Genomic DNA, 12,683 nt, shown 5'->3' with positions numbered 1-12,683 from the left:
GGGAGGATCGCCCCGTCGCCGTCGGCGTCATCAGCGCAGTTCGTGGGCTTCCTGGACCGCGGAGACGAAGGCTTCCGGGCGCTCCTGGGGGAGGTTGTGGCCCGCGCCGGGGATCACGTGGTGCACCCAGCGGCCGGGGTAGTGCGGCGCGTAGGCGCTGCCGTCCGTCCACGGCGTGACGCCGTCGGCGTCTCCGTCGAGTGTGACGGTGGGCGCGGTGATCGTCGGCTGGTCCAGGAGCTTGCGCTCCAGTTGCGCGTAGCGGGGTGCGCCGGGGGTGGCGCCGAGTCGGTGGCGGTAGCTGTGCAGTACGACCTCGACGTAGTCGGGGTTGGTCCACAACCGGGCGGCCTGCGCGAACTCCGCCTCGGTGAACTGCCATGCCGGCGAGTTGCGGTGCCAGACGACGCGGGCCAGGCCTTCCCTGTCGCGCTCCAGGCCCTTCGCTCCGCGGTCGGTGAGGAAGTAGAAGAAGTACCAGAGCCCCGATTCGACGGAGGGCGCCAGTGGCTCGTCGGTGACCGCGAGGTTCTGGATGAGGTAGCCGTTCACGGACACCAGGCCCGCGCAGCGGTGGGGCCACAGGGCCGCGGCCACGTTGGCGGCGCGCCCGCCCCAGTCGTATCCGGCGTAGAGGGCGCGCCGGATGCCGAGCGCGTCCATGAAGTCGATCAGGTCCGCGCCCAGCGCGGCCTGTTGGCCGGAGCGGAAGGTCCCGGCGCGGCGGAAGGTGGTCCCGCCGTGGCCGCGCAGGTAGGGGACGTAGCAGCGGAAGCCGCGCGCGGCGAGGGCGGGCGCCACCTCGCCGTAGGAGCCGGCCGGACTGAAGGGCCAGCCGTGCAGCAGGATCACGGGTACGCCGTCGGCGGGGCCCACGTCGTGGTAGGCGATGTCCAGGACGTCGGTGCGCACGTGGCGCAACGGCCCGAGTCCTCGGTAGGCCCGCGAGGTGGCTTCCTTCGGGGTCGCGGAAGCCCGGCCCGCCCCGGAGAGACCGGCGGCGCCCGCCGCCACCGCCTTGGTCCGCGCCACTCCGCGTCTGCTGATCACGTCGTTCCTCTCGTCCGCTGGACGGCACACGCGCAACACATACATGCACACGCATCACCGCATTGAATGGTGATTACCTTCCTCCTCCTCAGTCATACGTGTCAAGGAGGGAAAGTCCGCGACGCAGGACACTTTCGTGGTCCGAGGGGAATTGCGCGGCGTTCCGGCCGTTCGGTTGTCACAATCATGTGGGTTCACCGCTCACACCCGACCGACAGGGAGTCACCCATGAACACCGCACGCGAGCTCGCGACCCTCGCTCTGTACACCAAGGACCGCCCGGTGGAGCAAGGGGAGATGTCGCTGGCGCTCGCCGGCGCCGAACTCCTCGACCTCGTCGCGGCTCGGGCCCTCACGGTGGAGGACGACCGCATCGTGCCGGGTGAGCCGCCCGCCACCGGTGACCGCCTGCTGGACGAGTCCGCCGCTCAGCTCCAGCGGCAGGAGCCGTACGAGTCGGTCGAGGACTGGTTGTGGCGTCGGGGCAACGGCCTCTTCGCTCGCTACACCGACGAGGTGGAGCGGACCGGGCGGGCCGGACATCTGCCGGGCACAGGACAGGCGTCGGACGGAACGGCGGCCCTGACGGCCCTGGCCACACTCTCCGGGATCCAGGGGGACCCGGACAGTGGCATCGCGGACCCCGGCGACGACGTGACGGCGACGGTGCTGGTCGCCGTCGGGAACGCGGTGTCGGAACTGGGGGCCGTGCGCCGGAAGCGGTCGATCGAGAACGCCGCGTTCGACAACATCTGGCGCGCCCCCTGACAGCTGGCCACTTGGCCGCCGCGCGGAGTTGAACGCCGTGGGACATGTTCTTGTCGGTTTCTCCTCTGCTCGCGACCGACACATTGCACACTCTTACCTGTCTCGATCCTTTTCATCGGCAGGCGGAGTATGCGCGCACCACAGGAGTACAGCGGCCGACGGCCGGGGCTGACGAGTCTCACGATCGCGGCGAGCGGCCTGCTGGCGCTGCTCATAGGTGTGGCGTTCGCCGTCCTGCTGTGGGCGATATCGGACGCGAACAACTCCGTTTCCGCCAGGCGGGCTTCGCGGACGGCCCTGGTCGAAGCGGGCAGCATGCAGCAGCTGCTCCTCGATCTGGAGACCGGGCAGCGCGGCTTCGTCATCACGGAGCGGGAGGAGTTCCTGGAGCCGTGGCAGGAGGCGAGCGACGAGCTCGCCGCCACGTCGCGGCGGTTCACCCGGAGCGCCACCTCGGCGGCGCAGCGCCAGGCCGCCGAACGGATCGCCAAGGATGTCAGGGCGTTCCTGAACGACTACTCGGTTCCGCTGGTCACGATGGTCCGGCTGGACGATCCCGCCGCGTCCGGACCGGAGATGGCCCGCGACGGCAAGAAGCGTGTCGACGCGTTGCGGGCCGAGTTCCGCGCGTACATGGGGGACGAGCGCGCCCAGTTGGCGGAGCGTACGGACGCCGCCGGGGCCAACAGTCACCAGGCGGTCCTGGCCGCGGCGACGGGGCTCGCGGCGTCGACCGCCCTCGTGTTCGTGTTCACGGTGCTCCAGCACCGCGCCGTCGTACGGCCGGTGCGCGGGGCGGCGGCCGCGGCGCAGCAGCTCGCGGGCGGTGACCTGAGCGTACGGGTGGCGCCGAGCAGGGTGCCGGAGATCGGGGCGCTGGGCACCTCGTTCAACACCATGGCGGCCTCGCTGCAGGACACCCGTCGGCGCATCATGGAGAGCACCGAGGCCGTGCACCGGCGTACGGCGCGCGACCTGCACGACGGGGCGCAGCAGCGGCTGGTGAGCCTGATGATCGGGCTGCGGCTGGCGCGGGAGCTGGTCCCCGACACGGAGAGCGCCGCGATCGATCTGCTGGACCAGTCCGCGGACAACGCGCAGACGGCGATCAACGAGCTGCGGGAGCTGGCGTCGGGGATCTACCCGCTCGTGCTGACCGTGAAGGGGCTGGTGGCGGCCGTGAAGGACCTGGCGGCCCGTTGCCCCGTGCCCGTGGTCGTCGAGAGCGTGGACGAGCGGCGGATCTCGCCGACCGTCGAGTCGAACGCGTACTTCGTCGTGGCCGAGGCCGTGACGAACGCGGTCAAGCACGCCCGCGCGTCCCGGATCGATGTCTCGCTCGTCTTCGGGGACATGCTGCGGATCACGGTCGTCGACGACGGTGTCGGCGGCATGGACAAGGCCACCGCGGGGAGTGGGATGACCGGGCTCGCGGACCGGGTCGCGGCCTTCGACGGAAAGCTGGCGATCGAGTCGCCGCCCGGCGAGGGCACCACCCTCCTGATCCAGATCCCGGCCGAACCGGTGGAGACGTCCGATCCCCGGACCCTGCCCGGTCAATCACGAGGCGTGTCAACGGGCCGCTTCTGAGGGCTTCTTCGTTCCCGCGCCCACCGGCGCTCCGGACCGCTTCGCCGTCTTTCGCCCGGCCCCTGCCCGTATTCCGTCCCGGCGTTCGTCGCCCGTCAGCCCGCCCCAGACGCCGTAGGTCTCCCCGTGGGCCAGGGCCGTGGCCGCGCAGGTGTCGGCGACTTCGCAGTGCCCGCAGATGCGGCGGGCGCTTTCCTCGCGTTCGCGGCGGGCCCGGCCGCGTTCCCCCGACGGGGAGAAGAAGGTGGCACTGTTCATGCCGCGGCAGGCGGCGCGCTGCTGCCACTCCCAGTCGCTGAGCAGGGGGCGCGGTTCGTTTCCCATGGGGGTCCTTCCTGTTCTCTCTTCCCGCTTCCCGTTTCCCTCTTTCGCTCGCGCACTCCTGCTCATTCGACCGGCTGGAGCAGCTCGTCCCAGTCCACGTCGTCGAGTTCGCTCCCGCGTGGCACCAACGCGTAGGTCTGGGCAAGCCAGTTGGCGACCGGCTCGGCGTCGAACTCGATGAGCGCGGTGTGGGCGCTTCCCAGCTGGACGCAGAACGAGGTGAGAGCGCCCTCGTGGTCGTGGACCGGCCAGAGCCGTACGTCCCCCTCCCCCACGCCCTCCACCGTGCCGTCGGCCAGCCCCTCGGCCAGCAGGTCACGGGAGAAGGACCAGCGCACCGACTTCCCACCGCCGGTCGCGAAGACCAGGGTGACGGCCAGCGGGTCGGCGCTGTCGTACGACACCTCGCAGGGGCGCGGCAGCGCGAGGTCCGCGAACACCCAGTGGGTGATCCGCAGGGAGAGGTGGCACTTCTTCATGGTGACCTCCTGGAGGTTCGGCCGGTGGGTCGACATCAGAACGTGGTGGTGCACCGCGGCACGTCCTCGTCGCGTCCGGTCCGGGCCCGGATTCATGTGCCCAGTCTGCGAGTTGGGCGCTTCCGGGTCTGTCGTGTGCCCCCTCGCTCGCCCTGGGGGTTCCCCCGGGCGGTTGTGGGGTCTGCCCCACTGTCGCGGGCGTCGCTTCTCGGCATATGTGTGCGCCCCGGCCTCCCGTAGGATGCCGCCATGAGTCAACCACTGCGGGCGGTGCTCGGCGAGGATCAGCCGATCGTGCGCGAAGGAATCGCCACCATCCTGCGCAGGGCCGGCATCGACGTGGTCGCGGCGGTCGACGACGCGGTGGACCTGGTCGCCGCGGCGGAGGCGCACCGGCCCGATGTGGTGATCACCGACATCCGGATGCCGCCGGACCTGGCGGACGACGGGCTGCGCGCCGGGCAGAAGATCCGGGCGTCGCACCCGCGGACCGCTGTCATCGTCCTGTCCCAGTACCTCGACGCGTCGTACGCGCTGGACCTGGTCGGGGACGATCCGAGCGGTGTCGGCTATCTGTTGAAGGAGAAGGTGGCCAGCCCGCAGATCCTCATCGACGCCGTCGAGCGGGTCGTGGCCCGTGACTCCGCGCTGGACCCGGATGTCATCGCGGCGCTGCTCGGCCGCAAGCGTCCGGAGGATCCGCTGGCGGCGCTGACGCCGAAGGAGCGGGAGGTCCTGGCGCTGATGGCCGAGGGCCACTCCAACAAGGGCATCTCCGAGAAGCTGTTCGTGAGCGTCGCAGCCGTGGAGCGGCATGTGACGGGCATCTTCCTGAAGTTGGGGCTCAGTCAGACGGCCACGGGGCAGCACCGGCGCGTGCTGGCGGTGCTGCGCTACCTCGGGCAGTAGGGCGTCAGCGGCCCGGCCGGTCCCCTGCGGGCCGGGGTCTGCGGGCCGTCCTCACGGCGTGGCGGGGCCGAACAGGCCGCGCAGGTCCGCGTCGAACAGTTTGTCCTTGGCGACGAAGGACTCGATGCCGGCTCTCTCCAGTTCCTCGTGCGACCAGAACGACTTGTCGGTGGACGTCAGCACGATGCGCGGCGGGTTGTCCTCCTCCGTGACCTGGCGGGCCACGGTCAGTCCGTCCGTGTCCGGCAGATGGAGATCGAGCAGCAGCCCGTCGGGGCGGTGCGTGCGCACCGCGGCCAGGGCCGACGCGCCGTCCCGGGACTCCGCCACGACACGCAGGCCCCGTGCCGTGAGCAGCGTCGTGGCCATGCGGCGGAACCCGGGGTCGTCGTCGACGACGACGATGTTGATGCACATGCTCTCAGCATGCACAACGCTCCGGCGAGGGGACCATAGGGGGAGCCCTACGGTTTGTGTATGACTCACGCAGCCTCGGAGTCCGCTCCCGGGCCGCGCGGGACGGCGGCCCTACAGCACGGCACTGAGGAACGTGACGGCCGTCAACCGGCGGACGCTTTGCGCGTATTCCTCCGCCTCCCGGTTCGGCTCCCGCCGGTCGTTGCAGTTGATCCGGCTGAGGAGTTCCGCCATGGCCCGCTGTTCCTTGCTGGGGCGGCCGGGCGGGAGGGAGGGCTGGTTGCTGTGCATGGTGTGCTCCTGTCGACGGCGCGTACATGTGGGCCGCGCTCCTGTTTGCAGTGTGCACCCAAAACGCGTCACCTATCAAGACGGTGATGTATGTTGGTTCCCGTCCTCCCCGCGCCGGCCGGGCGCCGGTGCCCGCGGCGGAGGGGATCGCCCGCGGACCGGGCTCGAGCGAAGGTGGTGGGTCGTGGTTCCGGCCGATTCCCAACAGAGCCGCACCGGGGACCGGTTGGTCGGGCGCGAGCGGGACCTGGACCGCGTGTTCGGGGTGTCCGGACCGCGCGGGGGCGACGCGCTCCTGCTGACCGGGGACCCCGGTGTCGGCAAGTCCGCGGTCCTCGACGCCGTCGCCGCGGCCGCCGAGGGAGGCGGGGTCCGGGTGCTGCGCGCGGCCGGTGCCGAGTTCGAGGCGGACGTCGGCTACGCGGCGTTGAACCAGATCCTGCTGCCGCTGCACGGTGACCTCGACCGGCTGGACACCCCCGTACGGGAGGCCATGACGGTCGCGCTGGGGTTCGGCGCGGGCCCTGCTCCGGAGCGTCTGGTGGTCTGCAACGCCACGCTGACGCTGTTGCGGTCGGTGGCCGAGGAAAGGCCCGTGCTGCTGATCGTGGACGACCTGCCCTGGGTAGACCGGGCGAGCGCCGCCGTCCTCGGCTTCCTCGCCCGGCGGTTGTCCGGCGGGCGGATCCGGTTCCTTGCGGCCTCCCGTACCGGCGTGGACAGCTTCTTCGACGGCGGTGGCCTGCCCGCGTACGAACTGCCCGCCCTGGACGAGGCGTCCGCCGCACGCCTCGTCGACCTGCGCTTCCCCGACCTGGCGCCCCCGGTGCGGCGGCGGCTCCTGGCTGCCGCGCAGGGCAATCCGCTGGCGCTGCTCGAACTGCCCGACGCGCTGCGCGCCGACCAGCGCCGCGCCCGTGAAGTGCTGCCCGCCGTCCTGCCGTTGGGCGAACGGCTTCAGTCCCTGTTCACCTCCCGCGTGCGTACGCTGCCCGCCGCGACCCGCGATCTGCTGCTGCTCGCCACCCTCGACGGCACGGGTGACCTGGGGGTGCTGGCGGCGGCGGCGCGGGAGACGGGCGCGCCCGCGGACCTGCGGGGCCTCGACGCCGCCGAGCGGGACGGGCTCGTACGGGTGGAGGAGTCACCGCGGCGGCTGGTGTTCCGGCATCCGCTGATCATGTCCGCCGCGGTCGCCGCGGCCACCAGCAGTGCCCGCCGCGCGGCACACCGGGCGCTGGCGCGGGTACTCACCGACAAGCCGGAGCAGCGCGCCTGGCACCTGGGCGAGGCGACGCTCCAGCCCGACGAGGAGGTCGCCCTCCTGCTGGAGCGCACGGCGCGGCGCATCCTGGACCGCGGCGACGCCGTGGCCGCGATCGCCGCACTCACCCGGGCGGCCGACCTCAGCCCACGGGGCGGCGACCGCGCACGACGGCTGTCGGAGGCCGCGTACGTGGGGGCCGAGGCGATCGGGGCGCTGAGCAGCGCGTCGGCGCTCCTCGAGGACGCGCGGCGGGCGGATCCCGGGCACGGCGCGTCCCTGACGTCCGCCCACGCGGCGGTGCAGCTCGTGCTGAACAGCGACGGAGACCTCGACACCGCCCACCGCCTGCTGGTCGGCGCCATCGAGGAGGGCGATCACGGCTACGACGCCGAGGACCCGGCCCTCATCGACGCGCTGCACTTCCTGGCACTGCTGTGCAACTACGGGGCCCGCGAGGAGTTGTGGGCGCCGTACTGGTCGGCCGTCGCCCGGCTGCGGCCCGCTCCCCCGCCGCTGCTGCTCGTCGCCGCGCGGGTGTGGGGCGACCCGGCCCACGCCGACGCGGCGACGCTGCGCGAGCTGGACGAGATCATCGACGGCGCGCTGCGGGAGACCGACCCGGCCCGGATCGTGCGGGTGGGGACCGCCGCGCTCTACCCGGACCGCCTGTCGGCGGTGCGGGAGGCGGCCTGGCGGCTCGTGCGCCACGGCCGCGAGGGCGGTCCGGTGCGCCGGCACATCGGCGCACTGCTGCACCTGTGCCTGGACGACTACCACCGGGGCGAGTGGAACGAGGTCCTGGAGCTCTCCCAGGAGGGGCTGACACTCTGCGAGGAGTCCGGGTACGCCGTCTGCACCTGGTTCTCGCAGTACACCAAGGGTCTCGTGACCGCCTCCCGGGGCGACACCGCGACCGCGCACGCGCTCGCCGACGCGATGGTCAACTGGGCCTCGCCGCGCGGCATCCGCGAGGCCGTGCACTGCGCGCTGCACGTCCACGCCCTCGCGGACATCGCCGACGGCGACTTCGACGCGGCGTTCGGCCGCGTCACCTCCATCGGCCCGGCGGGCAGCTTCCCCCCGTACGTCGCGCACGCCTCGTGGGTGTTCTACGAGCTCGTCGAGTCCGCGGTGCGCACCGGACGGCGCGCGCAGGCGGTGGCGCATGTACGGGCGCTGCGGGAGACGAACGTCGCCGGGCTCTCGTCACGGCTCGCGCTGCTGGCCGGCGGCGCCGAGGCCCTCGTCGCGGACGACGACACCGACGCGGCCCGCCTGTTCGAAAAGGCGCTCGCCGTACCGGACGCGGAGCGGTGGCCCTTCGAGCTGGCGCGCGTCCGGCTGGCGTACGGGGAACGGCTGCGCCGGTCGCGGGCGTTGACCGAGGCGAAGGGGCCGCTGGCGGCAGCGCTGAGCACGTTCGAGCGGCTGGAGTCCACGGCCTGGGCGGAGCGTGCGCGCAAGGAGTTGCGGGCCGCGGGGCGGAGTGTGCCGCTCCCGGGCGGTCCGGCCGGTGCGGCCCTGACCGCGCAGGAGCGCGAGATCGCGGAGCTCGCCGCGTCCGGGCTCACCAACAAGCAGATCGCCGAGCGTCTGTTCATCTCGCACCGCACCGTCGGCGCGCACCTCTACCAGATCTACCCGAAGCTCGGGATCGCCTCCCGGGTGGCGCTGCGGGACGCACTGGGTCCGCGCGAGCGGCACTGACGGTACGGCAGGCCGCTGCGGCCACCGGATCCGTACGCGGGCCGCGCGCCGAACCCGCGTCGGGTCCGGCGCGTTGTCACGGCGTCGGCCGAACCCCACGAAGGGAAGACACCTGTCATGAGCCTCCATCAGGAATGCCCCTACCAGGACGGCCGGGTGGTCATCGATCCCGCTTTCAAGGCCGACGCCCCCGCCCGGTACGCCCGGCTGCGCAGGCTCGGCCCCATCCACCCGGCCGAGTTCCACCTCGGTCTCAAGGGCTGGGTGGTGGTCGGCTACGACCTGGCGCGGGAGGCGCTGGCCCATCCCGCGCTGCTCAAGGACGCGACGCCCGCGGCCGACGCGCTGGCCGCGGCCGGCTACGTCCTGCACAAGCCCTCCGTCGGGCTCGGCGCACAGATGATGGAGGCGGACCCTCCCGAGCACACCCGGCTGCGCTGCCTCGCGTCAGCCGCCTTCACACCGCGCCGCACGGCCGGACTGGCGCCGCGCATCGAGGAGATCGCCCACGGTCTCCTCGACGCGCTGCCGCGCGCGGGCGAGGTCGACCTCGTCGAGGCGTTCAACGCGCCGCTGCCCGCCACGGTCATCGCGGAACTCCTCGGCATTCCGCGGGAGCACCATCTGGACTTCCGCCGCTGGTCGGCGCTGGCGCTCCAGGTGGCGTCGCCGGACCACCGCGCGGCGCTGGCCGGGCTGCACGGCCTCCTGGCGGGCCTGATCGCGGACAAGCGGCGCGCTCCGCAGGACGACCTGCTGTCCGCGCTGGTCGCCGTGCGCGACGAGGAGGACGGCCGGCTCAGCGAGGAGGAACTGGTGGGCACGGCGATGATGCTGGTCGTCGCCGGCCACGAGAGCAGCGTGAATCTGCTGGGCAACGCCGTGCTGTCGCTGCTGCGCCACCCCGAGCAGCTGCGGCTGCTGCGCGAGCGGCCCGAGCTGATGCCCGGCGCGGTGGAGGAGTTCCTGCGCCACGACACCTCGGTCGAGCGTTCCACCAACCGTTACGCCGCCGAGGACATCGAGTTGGGCGGGGTGTCGATCCCGCGGGGCGGCATGGTCGTCGTCGCGCTCGGTGCGGCCGGCCGTGACGCGCCGCAGGCCGACGGCGGCGTCCCGGACGCGCTCGACGTGGCCAGGCCGGGCGCCCGCCATCTGGCCTTCGGGCACGGCATCCACTACTGCCTGGGCGCGCCGCTGGCCCGTCTGGAGACCACCGTCGCGCTGCGGACCCTGCTCGCGCGGATCCCCGAACTCGAACTCGCCGTACCCGTCGGTTCGTTGGAGTGGATCGGCTCCGGCATCATCCGCGGGGTGCTGTCCCTGCCGGTGCGCTACCGCGTCGGCTGACCCTCCGCACGACGTGCGCGTACGCCGCGGCCCGCGCCTTTTCGAGGCGCGGGCCGCGGCGTTCCGGACGGCTGATGGGTACGGCCGTCAGTCGGCGGTACGGGTGCGGAGTTGGCGGGACTTCCAGCCAAGGAGCAGTGCCTGAAGGATGAACCAGACCCCGCCGCCGGTGGCGTACACCGAGAGCACGTCGAGCGAGGGGTGGTCGCCGGCGGCCTGGATGTTGTAGGTGATGCCGACGAGGAAGGACAGTCCGCCGGAGATCAGTGTCGGCCACTGCCCGCCCAGTTCGGGACCGCGCCGCCGCACTCCGACGAGCACCTGGGCGGCGCCGGAGACGAGGGCCCAGACGCCGAACACGTGGAGCACCGGTGCCGCGCCGCCGACACCGGCGACACCGAGGGCGACGGCGGCCAGCGTGCTGAGCGCTCCGTTGAACGCGATGACCCGGCGCTCGGCGTCGTTGAGGGTGGCGCGGTGGTCGAGCAGTGAGGACACCGCGTCGATCAGCGGGTACGCGACCAGCAGCGCGACCGTCACCGCGTCGACGTTCTCGTGGGCTTGGGCGAACACCAGGGCCCACGCCATGGCGAGGATGCCTCGGGTCAGGTACAGCCTCAGCAGGGAGGCACGTTCGTCCGTGGCGGCCCGGCCGGTCGGTGTCGGGGTCGCGGTCTGGGTGCTCATGGTGGGTCGGCCTCTCTCGGGTCGGAAGGGGTGGGCGGCCCGGTCAGTGCCGGGAGGGGGCGACGCAGCGGAAGCCGGCGGCGCTGGACGTTTCGTCGTGGCCCTGGTAGCGGGACACCTTGGGGTAGGCGCACAGGTCGCGGGTGACCTTCTCGCCGTCGGCGTTGATCAGGGTGGCGGGCAGCGTCTTCGGCGCCTTGCCGTGCTCGACCCAGGAGGACAGGGCCGCGAGGCCGTCGGTCGAGCCGTCGGAGCCGTTGAGGCCGCAGTGGTCGGTGCCCGGGGCGAGGAAGAGACGGTAGAAGTCGTCGACCCGCTTCGAGCCGCCCAGCTGCCGCTCGACCTGCTTGCGGTACTCCACGGTGCCCTGCGTGGGGATGTACTGGTCGGCGGCGCCGTGCCAGGTCAGCAGCTTGCCGCCGGACTTGCGGAACTCCGACAGGTCCGGGTCGTCGGTGCCGATGACGTGGTCGTACTCGGCCTGGGACTGCTGGAACAGGCGGGTGAACTCGCTGTAGGTGATGGTCGTGAGGTCGAAGTCCGGGTTCTTCTTCAAAAAGAGCTGAACCCAGAGGGCGGGCACCTGGAAGGGGTCGCCCTTGACGGTGCCGTCGGCGTCGGTCACGGAGTGCGCGAGGCCGTTGAGGTCGGCGCCGACCGGGACACCGGACCACAGCTTCTTGCCGGAGGGGGTGCGGGGGCCGTCCCAGATCTTGCGGACCACGGCCGCGTCGGCGGCCGTGATGGTCAGTTCCTCGCCCTTGCAGTCGACCTTGGTGCCGATCAGCCGGCGCGGGTCGAAGTCGCAGCGGGACGGGTCGTTGACCAGGCCGTCCCGGGCACCGTCGAGCTTGTCGCAGGCCTTGACGGCGGCGGCGGTGAAGGCGTTCAGCTCACAGTCGCTCGGGAAGGTCTTCTCGTTGTTCATGACGACCTGGGGCCACAGGGTGGCGACCTCGTACTCGTCCCAGTTGATGGCGGGCGCGTCCGCGAGGATGCCGTCGTAGTCGTCGGGGTACGCCTGCGCCTCCATGTAGCCCTGGCGTCCGCCGGTGGAGCAGCCGGTGAAGTAGGAGTAGGCGGCGCGCTGTCCGTAGACGCCGCCCACGACCGCCTTGCCGACGTTCGCGGCCTCGTGCTGGGAGCGGGAGGCGAAGTTCTTCAGCGCCGTACGGTTGACCTTGCCCTGGGCGTCGAGGACCCAGCTGGTGTCGAGGACATCGCCGACTCCGGCGTCCGTCGTGGTCACCGCGTAGCCGTTCTTGACCGCGGCGCCGAGGCCGACACCGTTGTCACCGGCGCTGAAGGCGCTGCCGCCGATGGCCTGGAAGCGGCCGTTCCAGTTCTCCAGGGGCAGCCAGGTCCGTACCGTGGCGTGGTCGTCCTCTCCCGGGTGGGTGAGCGTGACCGTCACCTCGCAGAAGGCCGGGACTCCGGAGATCTCGCCGCCGAGGATTCCGGTGCCGTGGATGGTGCCTCCGGCCCGGCGGTCCGCGGTCACGGACTCGACTGCGGTGCCGGCCGGGGCCCGCACGGTCGGCGCCGCGCAGGTGGCGGGGGTCGAGGTGGCGGTGGCGGTGTTCCGGGTCTCGTCCGCCGAGGCGGGCGGCAGGTACACGGCCGCCGCGACGAGCGGCACGCCTGCCGCGAGTACCGTCAGAGCCTTCTTCATTGCTGTCCCGTCCAAGTGTGAGGAGTGTGTGTGTAAGCAGGTGTGTGTGCCCGTCCATGACGGCACATGTACGTGTCGCACGCAGGGCGCGCTGGGAACCGATCCGTCGGTGGGGCCCGTGTCGCGGCCCTGGGTCAACTCTGTCCCGCGAACGCTCGGTGGGGCGACAGTC

At 72.2% G+C, this 12,683-nt stretch carries 12 protein-coding genes; 5 read left to right on the top strand and 7 right to left on the bottom strand.

Annotation, left to right across the window (positions count from 1 at the left end; all coding sequences use genetic code 11):
* Positions 1-30: 30 nt before the first annotated feature.
* Positions 31-1,050 (bottom strand): alpha/beta fold hydrolase, encoded by a 1,020-nt coding sequence (locus ACYBSK_RS18910; RefSeq protein WP_460242546.1) that lies wholly within the window; start codon positions 1,048-1,050, stop codon positions 31-33.
* Positions 1,051-1,278: 228 nt separating this feature from the next.
* Between ACYBSK_RS18910 and ACYBSK_RS18905 the strand changes: the two genes are divergently transcribed.
* A complete protein-coding gene (locus tag ACYBSK_RS18905) occupies positions 1,279-1,818 on the top strand; it encodes a GOLPH3/VPS74 family protein (RefSeq protein ID WP_460242545.1) in 540 nt (179 codons plus the stop codon).
* Positions 1,819-1,947: 129 nt separating this feature from the next.
* Positions 1,948-3,408, top strand: a complete 1,461-nt coding sequence (locus ACYBSK_RS18900; protein ID WP_460242544.1) for a sensor histidine kinase — start codon at positions 1,948-1,950, stop codon at positions 3,406-3,408.
* Here the strand turns inward: ACYBSK_RS18900 and ACYBSK_RS18895 are convergent.
* Positions 3,391-3,732 carry a WhiB family transcriptional regulator gene (locus tag ACYBSK_RS18895; RefSeq protein WP_460242543.1) on the bottom strand — a complete coding sequence of 114 codons (342 nt, stop codon included), beginning with the start codon at positions 3,730-3,732 and terminating at the stop codon, positions 3,391-3,393. The two genes, ACYBSK_RS18900 and ACYBSK_RS18895, sit on opposite strands and share 18 nt — an antisense overlap.
* A gap of 62 nt (positions 3,733-3,794) precedes the next feature.
* A complete protein-coding gene (locus tag ACYBSK_RS18890) occupies positions 3,795-4,265 on the bottom strand; it encodes an SsgA family sporulation/cell division regulator (RefSeq protein ID WP_457478307.1) in 471 nt (156 codons plus the stop codon).
* A gap of 195 nt (positions 4,266-4,460) precedes the next feature.
* Between ACYBSK_RS18890 and ACYBSK_RS18885 the strand changes: the two genes are divergently transcribed.
* A complete protein-coding gene (locus ACYBSK_RS18885) occupies positions 4,461-5,120 on the top strand; it encodes a response regulator (protein ID WP_460242542.1) in 660 nt (219 codons plus the stop codon).
* 51 nt (positions 5,121-5,171) lie between these two features.
* On the opposite strand, the gene ACYBSK_RS18880 is transcribed toward ACYBSK_RS18885, so the two are convergent.
* Together ACYBSK_RS18880 and ACYBSK_RS18875 are read right to left on the bottom strand one after the other, a co-directional pair.
* Positions 5,172-5,537, bottom strand: coding sequence for a response regulator (locus tag ACYBSK_RS18880; RefSeq protein ID WP_457478305.1), 366 nt, complete (start codon positions 5,535-5,537; stop codon positions 5,172-5,174).
* Positions 5,538-5,648: 111 nt separating this feature from the next.
* Positions 5,649-5,828 carry a hypothetical protein gene (locus ACYBSK_RS18875; RefSeq protein WP_460242541.1) on the bottom strand — a complete coding sequence of 60 codons (180 nt, stop codon included), beginning with the start codon at positions 5,826-5,828 and terminating at the stop codon, positions 5,649-5,651.
* Between the two features lie 184 nt (positions 5,829-6,012).
* On the opposite strand from ACYBSK_RS18875, the gene ACYBSK_RS18870 reads away from it, so the two are divergent.
* Both ACYBSK_RS18870 and ACYBSK_RS18865 read left to right on the top strand, forming a co-directional pair.
* Positions 6,013-8,802 (top strand): AAA family ATPase, encoded by a 2,790-nt coding sequence (locus tag ACYBSK_RS18870; RefSeq protein ID WP_460242540.1) that lies wholly within the window; start codon positions 6,013-6,015, stop codon positions 8,800-8,802.
* Between the two features lie 117 nt (positions 8,803-8,919).
* On the top strand, positions 8,920-10,152 hold the full coding sequence (locus ACYBSK_RS18865; RefSeq protein WP_460242539.1) for a cytochrome P450 family protein: 1,233 nt from the start codon (positions 8,920-8,922) through the stop codon (positions 10,150-10,152).
* A gap of 87 nt (positions 10,153-10,239) precedes the next feature.
* Here the strand turns inward: ACYBSK_RS18865 and ACYBSK_RS18860 are convergent, their stop codons facing one another.
* Together ACYBSK_RS18860 and ACYBSK_RS18855 are read right to left on the bottom strand one after the other, a co-directional pair.
* Complete coding sequence (locus ACYBSK_RS18860) at positions 10,240-10,839, bottom strand: DUF308 domain-containing protein (protein ID WP_460242538.1); 600 nt, start codon at positions 10,837-10,839, stop codon at positions 10,240-10,242.
* 43 nt (positions 10,840-10,882) lie between these two features.
* Positions 10,883-12,511 carry a tannase/feruloyl esterase family alpha/beta hydrolase gene (locus ACYBSK_RS18855; protein WP_460247058.1) on the bottom strand — a complete coding sequence of 543 codons (1,629 nt, stop codon included), beginning with the start codon at positions 12,509-12,511 and terminating at the stop codon, positions 10,883-10,885.
* Positions 12,512-12,683 lie beyond the last annotated feature (172 nt).

The organism is Streptomyces sp. BYX5S (genome assembly GCF_054724165.1).
The sequence above is the reverse complement of the archived record's forward strand: the minus strand, read 5'-3'. Positions and strand labels throughout refer to the sequence as shown.